This window comes from Limnohabitans sp. 63ED37-2 (genome assembly GCF_001412535.1).
GTDB lineage: Bacteria > Pseudomonadota > Gammaproteobacteria > Burkholderiales > Burkholderiaceae_C > Limnohabitans_A.
Window position 1 is genome coordinate 1,070,893 of the sequence record NZ_CP011774.1, and the last position, 14,337, is coordinate 1,085,229.

The following is a 14,337-nucleotide window of genomic DNA, read 5'->3' on the forward strand; positions in this document are numbered from 1 at the left end:
CATCTCTTTGGTGGGCTTGAAAACCCGGTTAAAGTTATCCATGAAATTTCTGGAGAAAAGATGAGCGCACTGGACATCACAAATTTGGGCATGGTCCCCATGGTCATCGAGCAGTCGGGTCGTGGCGAACGCGCTTATGACATCTACTCGCGTCTGCTCAAAGAGCGCGTGATCTTTTTGGTGGGCGAGGTCAATGACCACATGGCCAACCTGATCGTGGCTCAGTTGCTGTTTCTGGAGAGTGAAAACCCAGAAAAAGACATCTCGCTGTACATCAACTCGCCCGGCGGCTCGGTGAGCGCTGGCATGGCGATTTACGACACCATGAACTTCATCAAACCCGATGTGTCCACGCTGTGCAACGGCATGGCCGCCAGCATGGGTGCTTTCTTGTTGTCTTCGGGTGCCAAGGGCAAGCGTTTCTCGCTGCCCAACTCCAAGGTCATGATCCACCAGCCTTTGGGCGGTGCCCGTGGTCAGGCCACTGAGATTGAAATTGCCGCCCGCGAGATCGTGAAGACCCGTGCGCAGTTGAACCGCATCCTGTCCGAGAACACCGGACAGCCGCTGGAGAAAATCGAATTCGATACCGAACGCGACTATTACCTGTCGGCCACCGAGTCCAAAGACTACGGTTTGATTGACGAAGTGATCTCCAAACGCGCTTGAGGGTGGCCGGCTTTCCGGCACCCTGGCTGACGGCGTTGACCCCCAAAGGGTGAACGCCGTTTTTCTTTCGTTATCATTGACGAATCACGGATACCAAGGCGACATTTATGGCCGATAAAAAAGGCTCAAGCACTGAGAAAAACCTGTTCTGCTCCTTTTGCGGCAAAAGCCAGCATGAGGTCAAAAAGCTGATTGCAGGCCCGTCGGTGTTCATTTGTGACGAATGCATCGATTTGTGCAACGACATCGTGCGCGATGAGCTGGCCTCCACCACCACCGTGGGAGAGGGCGCCAAAGCAGGCTTGCCCACACCCCTGGACATCAAGACCAACCTCGACAACTATGTGATTGGCCAGGAAAAAGCCAAGCGCAGCTTGGCCGTGGCGGTTTACAACCACTACAAACGCCTCAAGCACAAAGAGACATCCAAAAAAGACGAGGTCGAACTGGCCAAAAGCAACATCTTGCTGATTGGCCCCACGGGTTCGGGCAAAACCTTGCTGGCCCAGACCATGGCCCGCATGCTGGACGTGCCTTTTGTCATGGCCGACGCCACCACTCTGACCGAAGCCGGTTATGTGGGCGAGGACGTTGAAAACATCGTGGCCAAGCTGCTGCAGACCTGCAATTACGACGTCGAACGTGCCCAGCGCGGCATTGTCTACATCGACGAGATCGACAAGATCACCCGCAAGTCGGACAACCCGTCCATCACCCGCGACGTGTCTGGCGAGGGCGTGCAGCAGGCCTTGCTCAAGCTCGTGGAAGGCACCATGGCCAGCGTGCCTCCGCAAGGCGGCCGCAAGCACCCCAACCAAGACTTTTTGCAGATCGACACGACCAACATCCTGTTCATTTGTGGTGGTGCGTTCGCAGGCCTGGAAAAAGTCATCGAGAACCGCACCGAATCGGGTGGCATCGGCTTTGCCGCCACGGTCAAGAGCAAAAAGCAACGCTCGCTCACCGACGTGTTCAATGAAGTCGAGCCCGAAGACCTGATCAAGTTCGGCCTGATCCCTGAGCTGGTGGGGCGTTTGCCTGTGGTCGCCACCCTGGCCGAGTTGAGCGAAGAAGCGCTGGTGCAAATTCTGACCGAGCCGAAAAACGCGGTCGTCAAACAGTTCACCAAACTCTTGGCCATGGAAGGCGTCGAGCTGGAAGTGCGTCCCAATGCCCTCACGGCCATGGCCCGCAAGGCGCTGGCCCGCAAAACTGGTGCCCGGGGTCTGCGCTCCATCATGGAGCAGGCCCTCATTGACACCATGTTTGAGTTGCCCAACCAGGCAAACGTTGAAAAAGTGGTGGTGGACGAGTCCGTCATCGACGACAACAAACCGCCACTGCTGGTTTACCGCGAGTCGGCCAAGCAGGCCTGAATCACATTGCCGCACCCCATGAATACCCCTAAGTGTCTGTGGGTTGAAATCGCAGGTGCAGCATCCATGTGCTTTGAATTGACCTGAGGGACACACCATGTCTGGACATACACCTTTGCCGCCCACCCTGATTGAACTGCCCATGTTGCCTTTGCGCGACGTGGTCGTGTTCCCTCACATGGTGATTCCGCTGTTTGTGGGCCGCCCCAAAAGCATCAAGGCGCTGGAGTCGGCGATGGCTGCCGAGCGCCGCATAATGCTGGTGGCCCAGAAGACGGCCGCCAAAGACGAACCCAGCGTGGAAGACATGTTCGACGTGGGTTGTGTGTCGACCATTTTGCAAATGCTGAAATTGCCCGATGGCACCGTGAAGGTCCTGGTGGAAGGCCAACAACGTGCCTTGGTCAAATCGATTGTGGATGGCGAAGCCCACTTTGTGGCCGCTGTGACCCCGGTGGACCCGGTTTCCGAGCAGTCCGATGACAGCAGCGAGATCGAGGCCCTGCGCCGCGCTGTGATGCAGCAGTTTGACCAGTACGTCAAACTCAACAAGAAAATTCCGCCGGAAATTTTGACTTCCATCTCCAGCATCGATGACCCCGGCCGCTTGGCCGACACGATTGCTGCCCACCTGCCACTCAAGCTTGAAAACAAGCAACAGGTGCTGGATTTGGCCAACATCAAGTCGCGTCTGGAAAACCTCTATGCCCAGTTGGAGCACGAGGTCGACATCCTGAATGTGGACAAGCGCATCCGTGGCCGCGTCAAGCGCCAGATGGAAAAGAACCAGCGTGACTTCTACCTGAACGAGCAGGTCAAAGCCATCCAGAAAGAACTGGGCGATGGCGAAGAGGGCGCTGACATCGAGGAAATCGAAAAGAAGATCAAGGCCGCCAAAATGTCGGCCGAGGCCCGCAAAAAGGCCGAGGGCGAGCTCAAAAAGCTCAAGCTCATGTCGCCCATGTCGGCCGAGGCCTCGGTGGTGCGCAACTACCTCGATGTTCTGATTGGTTTGCCCTGGGGCAAAAAGACCAAGCTCAAACACGACCTGGCCAACGCCGAAGACGTCTTGAACCAAGACCACTTTGGTCTGGACAAGGTCAAAGACCGCATCCTGGAATACCTCGCAGTGCAGCAGCGCGTGGATAAGGTCAAAGCGCCTATCCTTTGCTTGGTGGGGCCACCTGGCGTGGGCAAGACCTCGCTGGGCCAATCCATTGCCAAGGCCACCGGGCGCAAATACGTGCGCATGGCCCTGGGCGGCATGCGCGACGAAGCCGAGATTCGTGGGCACCGTCGCACCTATATTGGCGCTTTGCCCGGTAAGGTGCTGCAAAACCTGAACAAGGTCGGCACCAAGAACCCGTTGTTCCTCCTCGACGAGATCGACAAGCTGGGCACGGACTTCCGAGGCGACCCTTCCAGCGCTTTGCTGGAAGTGTTGGACCCCGAGCAAAACCACACCTTTGGTGACCATTACGTCGAGGTCGACTTTGACCTGAGCGATGTGATGTTTGTGGCGACCTCCAACTCGATGAACATTCCCTCGGCTCTGTTGGACAGGATGGAAGTGATCCGTTTGTCGGGTTACACCGAAGACGAAAAAACCAGCATCGCCATGAAGTATTTGCTGCCCAAGCAAATGACCAACAACGGCGTGAAAGATGCTGAGCTGAGGGTGACCGAAGAGGCCGTACGCGATGTGGTGCGTTACTACACCCGCGAAGCCGGTGTGCGGTCGCTTGAGCGCGAACTGGGCAAGATATGCCGCAAGGTGGTCAAGGCGCTCCTGCTCAAGCAAATGACGCCGCAGGTGGTGGTGAACGAGGACAACCTGAATGACTTTTTGGGCGTGCGCAAGTACACCTACGGCCGCGCGGAACAAAAGAACCAAGTGGGCCAGGTCGTCGGATTGGCATGGACCGAAGTGGGGGGCGATTTGCTGACCATCGAAGCGGCCCTGATGCCCGGCAAAGGGGTGATCACCCGCACCGGTTCCCTGGGCGATGTGATGAAAGAGTCGGTGGAAGCTGCGCGCACCGTGGTGCGCAGCCGCTCACGCTTCTTGGGCATCAAGGACGAGATTTTTGAGAAGAAAGATCTGCACATCCACGTGCCCGATGGCGCCACGCCCAAAGACGGCCCCAGCGCAGGTGCTGCCATGACCACGGCCATGGTGTCGGCCATGACGGGTATCCCGGTTCGCGCCGATGTGGCCATGACCGGTGAGATCACGCTGCGCGGTGAAGTCACCGCTATCGGGGGTCTGAAGGAAAAGTTGCTGGCGGCTTTGCGCGGTGGCATCAAGACTGTTCTCATTCCCGAAGACAACGTCAAAGACCTGCAGGACATTCCAGGCAATGTCAAAAATGGTCTGGAGATCGTGCCCGTCAAGTGGATCGACCAGGTGCTGGAAGTGGCTTTGGAAGCCAAGCCAACGCCCTTGAGCGACGAAGAAGTGGCCGCCGCCGCCTTGACCGCTGTGCCTGCAACGGCCAAAGCCGAGGCGGTGAAACATTGATGCAAAATTTTCAGGTCGACGCCAAAGTCGACCTGAAATTGAATTACAATTTGACCATTCCAGAGGACAGGGCATACAATGCCCAGTTCGCTGAAATACGCGGGAATAGCTCAGTTGGTAGAGCGCAACCTTGCCAAGGTTGAGGTCGCGAGTTCGAGCCTCGTTTCCCGCTCCAAATTTTCGAAAGAAGTGCCAACATCTTTCACTCGATTTTCATTTTGCGGGAATAGCTCAGTTGGTAGAGCGCAACCTTGCCAAGGTTGAGGTCGCGAGTTCGAGCCTCGTTTCCCGCTCCAGACATTTGAAAGAGAACCCTTCTTTCAGCGGCTTGTGAATCAACCGATCCACTTGTTCGTCTAACCTGGTTTTGGCGCGATAGCAAAGCGGTTATGCAACGGATTGCAAATCCGTCGAGCCCAGTTCGACTCTGGGTCGCGCCTCCAAACAAAAATGCCCCCGTACTGAACAGTCGGGGGCATTTTTTTTGGGTTTGGCAGGCCTTTTGGCGGCCCTGACCGCAGCCACTGAACTCGCTTGGCCTCCCAGTGTGTCAGTTGGCCCGGGCTACCCACACGGTGGCGCCTTCGGACCCATAGAGCTCAGCATGCGGCACATCGCGGGCCAGACGAAAGAAGTCACCGGCCTGCAGGTGTTTCACCTCTTCACCCAGGGTCAGCCAGTATTCCCCACGCGCCACATAGGCGCTGACATCAAAGGGGTGGGTGTGGGTGTCGAGTTTCAGGTCGGCAGTCCACTCGCGCACAATGATTTCATCAAAGCCCTCGTCGAGGGACTGAGCGGTGAAGCTTTCGAGGGTAGGAGAGGTCATGGCAAGGCCTTGGGTAGGTGAGAAACGAGGGTGGAGTGAACGGTGGTCAGGTCAGGCGGTGTACCAGTCCTTGACCGCTGCCACATAGCGGGCCACACCTTCGGCCACGGTGGCGGCGTCCAGAGAACCATAGGACAAGCGCTGGTAGTTGGCACTGGCCGTGTCGCTCAGGCCAAAGGCAAAACCGGGCAGGGTGGCCACACGGTGTTTTTCGACCATGGCACGGTTGAAAGCCATGGGGTCGGAGACGCCGGGCAGCTTCATCAGCACATAAAAAGCGCCTTGGGTCTTTGGAAAATCGACCAGATCACCCAGGCCCTGCAGCGCTTGGTTGACCTGTGCACGCACCTGGGCAAGGGCCTGCACTTTGGGTTGCACCCATTCGCGGCCCAGTTGCAGGGCTTGCAGCGCCAACAATTGAGACGCCACCGGGGCGCAGATCAGGTTGGTGTCTTGCACCTTGTTCATGGCTCCAAACAGGTCGGCCGGAAACACCACATAGCCCACGCGCCAGCTGGCCATACCGAAGTTTTTGGACATGGAATAAAACGACAAGGTGTGGTTTTGTGCGCCCGGAATCGATGCGGGCGAGAAGTGCCGGGCGCCGTCGTAGGTGAAGTATTCGTAGGCCTCGTCGCTGAAATGGTAGATGCCTGCGCGGGCACACAAGGCATTGACCGCTCGCAAGCATTCTTCGCTGTACACGGCCCCGGTCGGGTTGTTGGGTGAGACCGTGACGATGGCGCGTGTGCGCGACGTGATGGCGGCCGCCAGGGCGTCGACATCGAGGCTCCAGTCGCTGTGAGTGGGCACGGGCACAGGCACGCAACCGCACATGCGGATCGCCATTTCCTGGTTGAAGTAAAACGGCATGGGCAAGATGAATTCGTCGCCTGGATCGGCCACGGCCAGCACGCTGTTGAGAAAGGCCATGTTGCTGCCCGCCGTGACCATGACGATCGACTCGGTGCCGCAATGGATGTGGTTGTCGTCCGCCAGTTTTTGCCGGAAGCGGTCCACCAAGGGGGCGATGCCACCCACGGCCTGGTACTTGTTGAGCTGGGCATCGGCCATGAGGTTGGGCAACTCGGCCACCGCTTGTGCTGGCGGGCCGTAGTTCACAACACCTTGACCCAAGGAGATCGTGCCGGGATGCTCGCGCACCAGCTTGGCAATGGTGGGGATGATGGGGCTGTCCACCGCATCCATGCGGGCAGATTGGCGTTTCATGGTGTGTACCGTGGCTGAGGGCTTGAAAAATTGATGGTCTGCCGATCACTTGCCATTGATGGCCAGCAGCTCGACCTCGAACAACAACGTGGCTTTGGGCGGAATCACGCCCCCCGCGCCGCGGTCGCCATAGGCGGTGGCTGGCGGGCAAGTGAGCTTGGCCTTGCCGCCCACCTTCATCAGCTGCACGCCTTCAGTCCAGCAGGGAATCACGCGGCTCAATGGGAACTCGATGGACTCGTTGCGTTTGTAGGAGCTGTCGAATTCCTTGCCGTCGGGCAAGGTCCCACGGTAGTGGACCCTGACCGTGTCAGCGGCCTTGGGGCTGGCCCCGGTGCCGTCCTTGAGCGAGCGGTAGACCATGCCCGAGGCGGTGACCTGGGCGCCAGGCTCCTGGGCCGCGGCGGCCGTGACGGTGTTTTGGGCCTGGGCGGGTGATGCGGCCAGCAACAAGAGGGACAAGGTGGCGGTGCTGAGTGGGTGAGATGTTTTCATGGGCTGATTTTTGAGCAAATGGAGAGGTCGGGGCTTCACGTTCGGGGACAAGGAATCAGCCAAAGCTGGCGGTTTGGGCCAGTTGGCCCATGCGTGCGCCGATGCGGTGGAACTCGGCCACGGTCTGGTCGATGATCTGTCCGGCCGTCAAGACCTCGTGCACCAGGCCAGCCGATTGACCGGCCAGGGCGGGGGCGGCGTTCATGTTGCCGCCGAAGTACACGTCTTGAATGCCCTGGAATGCATCGGGGCCCATCAGGCCCGCCTCGTGCAGGCTTTGTGTGAATGGCGCTTTGAGTGCGCGGATGCAAGGTGAGGACTTGGTGTTGAGCATGTAGGTGCCTGTGGTGGGCGCATCCACAATGGCTTGTTTGTAGTGGCCGTGCACCGGGCTTTCGGCGCAGGCCACAAAGCGGGTGCCCATCTGAACCGCTTCAGCGCCCAAGGCAAATGCGGCCGCCATGCCGCGCCCATCCACAATGCCGCCAGCCGCAATCAGGGGCAGATCTGTTTTCTCGCGGATGGCCTGTAGCAGCACCAGGGTGCTGACCTCTTCAGGGTTCTTGAATCCCCCGCCCTCGGAGCCTTCCACCACCAGACCATCGACCCCAGCCTCAGCGCATTTGAGGGCGGCTTCCAGCGTGGGTACGGCGTGGTAGACCGCGATGCCCGCCGCCTTCAAGGGCGCCACGAATTTGGCTGGGCTGCCCGCCGAGGTGGTGACAAACCGGATGCCCGAGTCGCAGACGTAGCGCAGCATGGCATCGTCTTTCAAAAAACGGATGGGCAAATTCACACCAAAAGGCAGGCCCGAAGCCAGCATGGCGGCGATTTCGCGCTGGCAGTTCGCAGTCTCACCGGATGAGGTCTCGATGATGCCCAGCCCCCCCGCACGCGAGACGGCCATGGCCAAAGGGCTGCGAGCGATCCAGCCCATGGGGGCTTGCAAGATGGGGTAGCGGGCGCCAGTGTGGGCCAAAACACGGTTCATGGGTCTGCCTTGTGGATCAAAGTGAACATCTTAAGTGCCCGTTTGCGGTGCAGCAGTCGCGCAGTGGTCGCCCATGTTCTGCGCAGGGTCTCGAATGGGCTGGCACAGGTGCTCTTCATGCTTAAACTCACCAGATTCCACAGGAGATGTACCTCATGGCTTTGACCCTTTTTGCTTTTGACACCCCCAACGCCCGCAAAATCACGGTGGCGCTGGCGGAGATGGGCTTGACCTATTCGGTGAAGGTGGTGGACATCACTCAAAAAGAGCAGTTCGATCTAGCTTTTTTGAAAATCAGTCCCAACAACAAGATCCCGGCATTGCTGGACACCGAGGGACCCGACGGCCAGACACAAACGGTGTTCGAGTCCGGTGCCATCTTGATTTATTTGGCCGAGAAAACCGGGAAATTCCTGCCCGGCCGGGGCGCTGCTCGGGTGGCCACGCTGGAGTGGCTGATGTTCCAGGTGGGCGGCTTTGGACCGGCACCGGGCCAAGTGCACCACTATGTGGCCTTGAGCAACGAAGCCGACAAACGCTACGGTTTGGAGCGCTTCATGGCCGAAACCCTGCGTTTGTATGGCGTGATGGACCGCCGCCTGGCCGAGCATGCGTATTTCGCCGGGGATTTGTCGATCGCCGACTTTGCCATTTTGGGCTGGGTCTGGCGGCATCCCCGCCACCAGGTGGATTTGCAACAGTTTCCCCATGTGTCGCGCTGGTACCAGGCCATGATGTCCCGACCTGCGGTGCAAAAAGGCTTTGCCGTCTCGCTGCGCCGAGATTGAAGAGGGCCTTTGCCGATGCTGCAGTCCCAGCGGCGTGTGGACGCAAAAACCGCTTGAACAGTGCTTTGGGGTTGTTCCATACCCAAAATCCTTCTGCCTTGCGGTGCCGCAGGCGCCCACAGGGCCTTTCTTGTGGCTTAATATCGTTTTGCATTTTTTATCCGGAGCCACAGATGGGCAACAAAATCGTCACCGAAGCAGATCGTAAATTCACCCCCCCACTGCCTGCATTGCCAGGCGTGACCTTGCGCACAGGCGGCCGTGGCCAGCGTGTGAGCTTGGAGCGCGGTGTGGCGACACGCAGCAAGAAAAATCCTGGCAAGCGCTCCAAAAAGGGCGGTTGACCCCGGTGCGCTCTGCCCAGGCCGGGCCCGTACCCAGCCACTGATGAACTCAGTGGCTTTTTTATTGGTGTTTGCCGAACCCTTCAAGGTGGGGTCGTTGATCCAGGAGGGCTGAATGTTGATTTCTTATGGCGCTGTGTTGGTTGCGGGCATCATGCCGGTGGTGTGTGCAGGCATTGCCAAGTCGGGCTTCAAGGGTTATGACAACAGCGACCCCCGGGCTTGGCTGGCCCGCCAGACCGGGTTCCGGGCGCGGGCCAATGCCGCACAGGCCAACTGCTTTGAGGCGTTCCCGTTTTTTGCCGTGGGGGTCATCTTGGCCCTGCTCACCGGGGTCGATCCGGCCACGGTGGATGCGCTGGCCTCGTTTTTTGTCGCGGCGCGTGTGGCGTATGTGTTTTTCTACGTCACCGACAAGGCCAAATGGCGCACCATGGTCTGGTCAGCGGCTTACCTCACGGTGGTGGCCCTGTTTGCGTTGGCCATGCTGAATTTGCAGGTCAACTGAAGCAGAAACACCGCGTTATCAGGGCACAATAAGCGCTCTGCCCCGGTGGTGAAACTGGTAGACACACCGGACTTAAAATCCGTTGCTTCCGTAACAGGGGCGTGCCGATTCGATTTCGGCCCGGGGCACCATTTAGGAAAACATCATCATGAACCACGACAACGCACCGCTTGAGATTCACGTGCATGGTGATGTGCCGATCAAACCCGGCACCGACATCAAGGCCATCCAGGAGGCGCTCAAGCCCCTTTGGCACTACGCCGGAGCGCGTTCTTTGCATGAGGGCGCTGTGAGCCTGTACGAAGAAGAGCCGGGCATCCGTTTTGATGCCACCACCCAGCGCCTGAACCTGTGCTGGACCGTGCGCGGCGACGAGGATTTCCGCATGGTCATGGACGATCTGTGCATGAACCTCAACGACTTGTCTGCGGCGGGCACCCAGATTGAGGTGACGTTTTATGACACCGAATTCGACGACGAGGACGAGGCCCGTGGGGGCGAGTCCCGCGACGACTTTGTGATGCTCTTTGTCGGACCCGACCCGGGCGCCATCATGCAAGCCCAGCGCGATTTGCTGGTGCACGATGTGGTCAACATGATGGAGCGCCATTTTGATGGGGCCGAGTTGTCGGGTGTGGTGACCGAGATCGACAAGCTGTTCAGTCAGCGCTTTGACAGCCTCGTGAGTTCTCTGGACATCGGCAAACCGCCACGCGGTCCAGGGGGCGGCAATGGCCATGGCGGCGGTGGCCGTCGCCCACGTCATCTGCACTGATCGGAGCGCACCATGACCGCCCAAGGCATTCGTTCTGCGTTGAATCCGGGTGTGCGTGTGCGCGAGGTCTTTGGCTGGGCCATGTACGACTTCGCCAACTCGGGTTATTCCACCGTGGTCATCACGGCCGTGTTTGCCGCCTACTTTGTGGGCGGTGTAGCCGACGGGGCCGACTGGGCCACATTGGCTTGGACATCGGGTTTGAGCGTGTCGTATCTGATCGTGATGCTGACCATGCCGGGTTTGGGGGCCTGGGCCGACAGGGTGGCCGGCAAAAAACGCATGTTGATGTGGGTGACTGCGGGCTGTGTGGTCAGCACAGCGGCCTTGTCATTGGTGGGGCCAGGTCAGGTGGCGCTGGGTTTGTTCATCTTGGTGTTGTCGAACACTTTCTTTTCTTATGGCGAGTCGCTCACGGCCTCGTTTTTGCCAGAACTGGCCAAGCCTGAGGCCATGGGCCGTGTGAGCGGCTGGGGTTGGTCTTTGGGTTACATCGGCGGCATGCTCACCCTGGGCATTTGCTTGGCCTATGTGTTGGCCGCTCAGGCCCGGGGCGAAACAGGTGGGCAGTTTGTGCCGGTGACCATGTGGATCACGGCGGCCGTTTATGGCGCGGCAGCTTGGGTGACCTTTGCCCTGCTGCGCGAGCACTCGCCGCCGCAACCCAATGCCCCGGTGGTGACCGTGGCGCAGAGCTTGCGCGGCTTGCGACAGATCCTGCGCGAGGCGCTGCCGTACAAAGACTTCACGCGTTTGCTCGCGTGCGCGGTGGCTTACCAGGGCGGTGTGGCGGTGGCCATCACGCTTGCGGCCATTTATGCCGAGCAGGTCATTGGTTTTCAGCCCCAGGAAACCATGGTGCTGATCTTTGTGTTGAACCTGGCGGCATTTGCCGGAGCCTTTTTGCTTGGCCATGTGCAAGACCGCATTGGCCACAAACTGACGCTGGCGCTGACCTTGGTGGGCTGGGTGGCGACCTGCTTCATTGCGGCGCTGTCCACCGACAAGGGCATGTTCTGGTGGGCTGCGGCGATCGCGGGTTTTTGCATGGGCTCGAGCCAGTCATCGGGCCGGGCCATGGCGGGGCTGATGGTGCCGCCCCAGCGCCTGGGCGAGTTTTTTGGCCTGTGGACCTTTGCCATCCGGCTGGCCAGCATTTTGGGTCCCTTGACCTACGGCTTGATCACCTGGCTGAGTGACGGCAACCAGCGTCTGGCCATTGGCTCGACCTCCTTGTTGTTTGTGCTGGGGCTGGTCTTGTTGATGCCGGTGGACGTGGATCGTGGCCGCAGGGCAGCGCAATCGCCCACCTGAGTGCGCCCTAAAGCGAGGCAGGCACAGCCTCGCAAGCCTCTTCAGGCAAGCTTAGCCATCTCTGCGCAGCCGCTTGCAAGCCCTTCAAATCACCTGTGGTCAAGAGACGGATGGTGGGTGCAGCGCCCTTGGGCTGTGCTGCGTTCAATAGGCCCGCTGCCGCCAGCAAACGGTAGGTTTGACGCGCCACGGGTGCGCCGGTCGAGACCAGTTGCACATTCGGCCCCAACAAGGTGCGCAAATCGTTCTCGACAAACACATAGTGGGTGCAACCCAGCACCAGGGTGTCGATGTCGCCAGAGGCAGAACCAAAGCGGCCCATGGCCTGGGTGTAGTTTTGCAGCAAGTGCGTGATTTGCGCTTGCGCGGCATGCGATGGGTCTGGCAGGGTGCTTTGTTCGATGGCCAGGGCCAGCCCGTTGCAGGCCTGCACCACAAACGTCGCCTCGTCTTGCACGCTGGCCAACAAGCGAGAAAATTTCTCGCTGCCCACCGTCCCTCGGGTGGCGATCACGCCGATGCGTCGGGTGGTGCTCAAGGCCAGCGCGGGTTTGAGCGCGGGCTCGACACCCACCAGCGGCAGCGTGGGATAGGCGGCTCGTAAGCCCTGGATCGCCGCAGCCGTGGCGGTGTTGCAGGCCACCACCAAGGCTTTGATCTGGTGCTGGGTTTGCAGGAATTGGGCAATCGCATGGGTGCGTTGGCTGACAAAGTCCTCGCTTTTTTCGCCGTAGGGCGCGTGGGCGTTGTCGGCCAGGTACACAAAGCGTTCGTTTGGCAGTTCTTGTTGCAGGGCCCGCAGCACACTCAGTCCGCCAATGCCGCTGTCGAACACACCGATCGGGCGTTGGTCAGAAGTCATGGTGCGGCAGGTTTGAAAAAAGGCCGCTTGCGCGGCCTGTTCAAGCAGTGCGGCATCAGCCTGCGTTGACGCCAATGCCTTTGAACTCGCCCGTGGCGATGCGCTTTTGCCACTCGGCGGGGCCGGTGGTGTGGGCGCTGGTGCCGCCCGCGTCCACCGCCACCGTCACGGGCATGTCGACCACGTCGAATTCGTAGATGGCTTCCATGCCCATGTCGGCAAAGCCCACCACTTGGGCGTGCTTGATGGCTTTGGACACGAGGTAGGCCGCGCCGCCCACGGCCATCAGGTAAGCGCTCTTGTGCTTCTTGATGGCTTCGATGGCGACGGGGCCGCGCTCGGCCTTGCCGATCATGGCGATCAGGCCGGTTTTGGCCAGCATCATTTCGGTGAAGCCGTCCATGCGGGTAGCGGTGGTGGGACCTGCGGGGCCGACGGCTTCGTTGCCCACCGGGTCAACAGGGCCGACGTAATAGATCACGCGGTTGGTGAAGTCCACCGGCAGCTTCTCGCCCTTGGCCAACATGTCCTGAATGCGCTTGTGCGCCGCATCGCGGCCAGTGAGCATCTTGCCGTTGAGCAAGAGCGTTTGGCCGGGTTTCCAAGCGGCGACCTGCTCGGGCGTGAGCTTGTTCAGGTCCACGCGCTGGCTCTTTTCGGTATCGGCCGTCCAGCCCACGTTGGGCCACAGGTCGAGCGAAGGGGCTTCGAGGTAGCTGGGGCCGGAGCCGTCGAGCACAAAGTGCGCGTGGCGCGTGGCGGCGCAGTTGGGGATCATGGCCACGGGCTTGCTGGCCGCGTGCGTGGGGTACATCTTGATCTTGATGTCCAGCACCGTGGTCAGGCCGCCAAGGCCCTGTGCACCAATGCCCAGAGCGTTGACCTTGTGGTAGAGCTCCAGACGCATTTCTTCGACCTGGTCGAGTTTCTCGCCCTTGCTCGATTTTTCGAGCAGTTGGTACATGTCCAGGTCGTCCATCAGGCTTTCTTTGGCCAAGAGCACGGCTTTTTCGGCGGTGCCGCCGATGCCGATGCCCAGCATGCCGGGTGGGCACCAGCCCGCGCCCATGGTGGGCACCGTCTTGAGCACCCAGTCAACGATGCTGTCGCCGGGGTTGAGCATGATCAGCTTGGACTTGTTTTCACTGCCGCCGCCTTTGGCCGCCACGGTCACATGCACATGGTGGCCGGGCACGATCTTGGTGAAGATCACGGCGGGGGTGTTGTCTTTGGTGTTTTTGCGGTTGAAGTGCGGGTCGGACACCACCGATGCACGCAGCATGTTGTCGGGGTGGTTGTAGCCACGGCGCACGCCTTCGTTGACCGCGTCTTCCAAGCTGCCGGTGAAGCCGTCGAACTTCACATCCATGCCGACTTCAAGGAACACGTTGACGATGCCGGTGTCTTGGCAAATCGGGCGGTGGCCGATGGCGCTCATCTTGCTGTTGGTCAGGATCTGCGCAATCGCGTCCTTGGCGGCTGGGCTTTGCTCGCGCTCGTAAGCGCTGGCCAGGTGCGAGATGAAGTCGGCCGGGTGGTAGTAGCTGATGTACTGCAGGGCAGCAGCAACGGATTCGATGAGGTCGTCTTGTTTGATCAGTGTGGTCATGGTGGTGTGATCCCGTGAAAATCAAA

14 protein-coding genes and 4 tRNA genes are annotated in these 14,337 nt (G+C 59.7%); 12 read left to right on the top strand and 6 right to left on the bottom strand.

Annotation, left to right across the window (positions count from 1 at the left end; translation table 11 throughout):
• Window positions 1–60: 60 nt before the first annotated feature.
• The 6 genes from clpP to L63ED372_RS05165 all read left to right on the top strand — a co-directional run bounded on the left by clpP (window position 61) and on the right by L63ED372_RS05165 (window position 5,009).
• Complete coding sequence (clpP, locus tag L63ED372_RS05140; RefSeq protein ID WP_062404051.1) at window positions 61–669, top strand: ATP-dependent Clp endopeptidase proteolytic subunit ClpP; 609 nt, start codon at window positions 61–63, stop codon at window positions 667–669.
• Between the two features lie 107 nt (window positions 670–776).
• Window positions 777–2,045, top strand: a complete 1,269-nt coding sequence (clpX, locus tag L63ED372_RS05145) for an ATP-dependent Clp protease ATP-binding subunit ClpX (RefSeq protein ID WP_062404053.1) — start codon at window positions 777–779, stop codon at window positions 2,043–2,045.
• Window positions 2,046–2,142: 97 nt separating this feature from the next.
• Window positions 2,143–4,566, top strand: coding sequence for an endopeptidase La (lon, locus tag L63ED372_RS05150; RefSeq protein ID WP_062404055.1), 2,424 nt, complete (start codon window positions 2,143–2,145; stop codon window positions 4,564–4,566).
• Window positions 4,567–4,665: 99 nt separating this feature from the next.
• A tRNA-Gly gene (locus L63ED372_RS05155) sits at window positions 4,666–4,741 on the top strand.
• A gap of 45 nt (window positions 4,742–4,786) precedes the next feature.
• Window positions 4,787–4,862 (top strand) — tRNA-Gly (locus L63ED372_RS05160).
• A 73-nt stretch (window positions 4,863–4,935) separates the two neighbouring features.
• Window positions 4,936–5,009, top strand: a tRNA-Cys gene (locus tag L63ED372_RS05165).
• Between the two features lie 107 nt (window positions 5,010–5,116).
• Here L63ED372_RS05165 and L63ED372_RS05170 read toward each other — a convergent pair.
• Genes L63ED372_RS05170 through L63ED372_RS05185 form a run of 4 tightly spaced genes read right to left on the bottom strand, consistent with a single transcriptional unit; the run spans window position 5,117 to window position 8,111 of the window.
• Window positions 5,117–5,395 carry a cupin domain-containing protein gene (locus tag L63ED372_RS05170; RefSeq protein WP_062404056.1) on the bottom strand — a complete coding sequence of 93 codons (279 nt, stop codon included), beginning with the start codon at window positions 5,393–5,395 and terminating at the stop codon, window positions 5,117–5,119.
• Between the two features lie 51 nt (window positions 5,396–5,446).
• The gene (locus tag L63ED372_RS05175) at window positions 5,447–6,625 is read right to left on the bottom strand and encodes a pyridoxal phosphate-dependent aminotransferase (RefSeq protein ID WP_062404058.1); all 1,179 of its coding nucleotides are present in this window, start codon (window positions 6,623–6,625) and stop codon (window positions 5,447–5,449) included.
• A gap of 45 nt (window positions 6,626–6,670) precedes the next feature.
• Complete coding sequence (locus L63ED372_RS05180; protein WP_062404061.1) at window positions 6,671–7,120, bottom strand: FKBP-type peptidyl-prolyl cis-trans isomerase; 450 nt, start codon at window positions 7,118–7,120, stop codon at window positions 6,671–6,673.
• A 55-nt stretch (window positions 7,121–7,175) separates the two neighbouring features.
• Window positions 7,176–8,111 (bottom strand): NAD(P)H-dependent flavin oxidoreductase, encoded by a 936-nt coding sequence (locus tag L63ED372_RS05185; protein WP_062404064.1) that lies wholly within the window; start codon window positions 8,109–8,111, stop codon window positions 7,176–7,178.
• 155 nt (window positions 8,112–8,266) lie between these two features.
• Here L63ED372_RS05185 and L63ED372_RS05190 point away from each other — a divergent pair, with 155 nt between their 5' ends.
• The 6 genes from L63ED372_RS05190 to L63ED372_RS05210 all read left to right on the top strand — a co-directional run bounded on the left by L63ED372_RS05190 (window position 8,267) and on the right by L63ED372_RS05210 (window position 11,840).
• The gene (locus tag L63ED372_RS05190) at window positions 8,267–8,899 is read left to right on the top strand and encodes a glutathione S-transferase family protein (RefSeq protein ID WP_062407657.1); all 633 of its coding nucleotides are present in this window, start codon (window positions 8,267–8,269) and stop codon (window positions 8,897–8,899) included.
• Between the two features lie 173 nt (window positions 8,900–9,072).
• A complete protein-coding gene (locus L63ED372_RS16490; RefSeq protein WP_194944765.1) occupies window positions 9,073–9,243 on the top strand; it encodes a hypothetical protein in 171 nt (56 codons plus the stop codon).
• Between the two features lie 115 nt (window positions 9,244–9,358).
• Window positions 9,359–9,751 (top strand): MAPEG family protein, encoded by a 393-nt coding sequence (locus tag L63ED372_RS05195; protein WP_062404066.1) that lies wholly within the window; start codon window positions 9,359–9,361, stop codon window positions 9,749–9,751.
• Window positions 9,752–9,790: 39 nt separating this feature from the next.
• Window positions 9,791–9,882 (top strand) — tRNA-Leu (locus tag L63ED372_RS05200).
• Window positions 9,883–9,899: 17 nt separating this feature from the next.
• Complete coding sequence (locus tag L63ED372_RS05205; protein ID WP_062404068.1) at window positions 9,900–10,526, top strand: DUF6806 family protein; 627 nt, start codon at window positions 9,900–9,902, stop codon at window positions 10,524–10,526.
• 12 nt (window positions 10,527–10,538) lie between these two features.
• Window positions 10,539–11,840: an MFS transporter gene (locus L63ED372_RS05210; RefSeq protein WP_062404070.1), complete on the top strand. Its 1,302-nt coding sequence runs from the start codon at window positions 10,539–10,541 to the stop codon at window positions 11,838–11,840.
• 7 nt (window positions 11,841–11,847) lie between these two features.
• On the opposite strand, the gene murI is transcribed toward L63ED372_RS05210, so the two are convergent.
• Both murI and L63ED372_RS05220 read right to left on the bottom strand, forming a co-directional pair.
• Window positions 11,848–12,702, bottom strand: coding sequence for a glutamate racemase (murI, locus tag L63ED372_RS05215; protein ID WP_062407659.1), 855 nt, complete (start codon window positions 12,700–12,702; stop codon window positions 11,848–11,850).
• Between the two features lie 55 nt (window positions 12,703–12,757).
• The gene (locus L63ED372_RS05220) at window positions 12,758–14,311 is read right to left on the bottom strand and encodes a fumarate hydratase (protein WP_062404072.1); all 1,554 of its coding nucleotides are present in this window, start codon (window positions 14,309–14,311) and stop codon (window positions 12,758–12,760) included.
• Window positions 14,312–14,337: the final 26 nt, after the last annotated feature.

Bases quoted from the DNA above. Each gene is read 5' to 3' on its own strand.
- clpP (WP_062404051.1), top strand. From the start codon at position 61: ATGAGCGCACTGGACATCACAAATTTGGGCATGGTCCCCATGGTCATC.
- clpX (WP_062404053.1), top strand. From the start codon at position 777: ATGGCCGATAAAAAAGGCTCAAGCACTGAGAAAAACCTGTTCTGCTCC.
- lon (WP_062404055.1), top strand. From the start codon at position 2,143: ATGTCTGGACATACACCTTTGCCGCCCACCCTGATTGAACTGCCCATG.
- L63ED372_RS05170 (WP_062404056.1), bottom strand. From the start codon at position 5,395: ATGACCTCTCCTACCCTCGAAAGCTTCACCGCTCAGTCCCTCGACGAG.
- L63ED372_RS05175 (WP_062404058.1), bottom strand. From the start codon at position 6,625: ATGAAACGCCAATCTGCCCGCATGGATGCGGTGGACAGCCCCATCATC.
- L63ED372_RS05180 (WP_062404061.1), bottom strand. From the start codon at position 7,120: ATGAAAACATCTCACCCACTCAGCACCGCCACCTTGTCCCTCTTGTTG.
- L63ED372_RS05185 (WP_062404064.1), bottom strand. From the start codon at position 8,111: ATGAACCGTGTTTTGGCCCACACTGGCGCCCGCTACCCCATCTTGCAA.
- L63ED372_RS05190 (WP_062407657.1), top strand. From the start codon at position 8,267: ATGGCTTTGACCCTTTTTGCTTTTGACACCCCCAACGCCCGCAAAATC.
- L63ED372_RS16490 (WP_194944765.1), top strand. From the start codon at position 9,073: ATGGGCAACAAAATCGTCACCGAAGCAGATCGTAAATTCACCCCCCCA.
- L63ED372_RS05195 (WP_062404066.1), top strand. From the start codon at position 9,359: ATGTTGATTTCTTATGGCGCTGTGTTGGTTGCGGGCATCATGCCGGTG.
- L63ED372_RS05205 (WP_062404068.1), top strand. From the start codon at position 9,900: ATGAACCACGACAACGCACCGCTTGAGATTCACGTGCATGGTGATGTG.
- L63ED372_RS05210 (WP_062404070.1), top strand. From the start codon at position 10,539: ATGACCGCCCAAGGCATTCGTTCTGCGTTGAATCCGGGTGTGCGTGTG.
- murI (WP_062407659.1), bottom strand. From the start codon at position 12,702: ATGACTTCTGACCAACGCCCGATCGGTGTGTTCGACAGCGGCATTGGC.
- L63ED372_RS05220 (WP_062404072.1), bottom strand. From the start codon at position 14,311: ATGACCACACTGATCAAACAAGACGACCTCATCGAATCCGTTGCTGCT.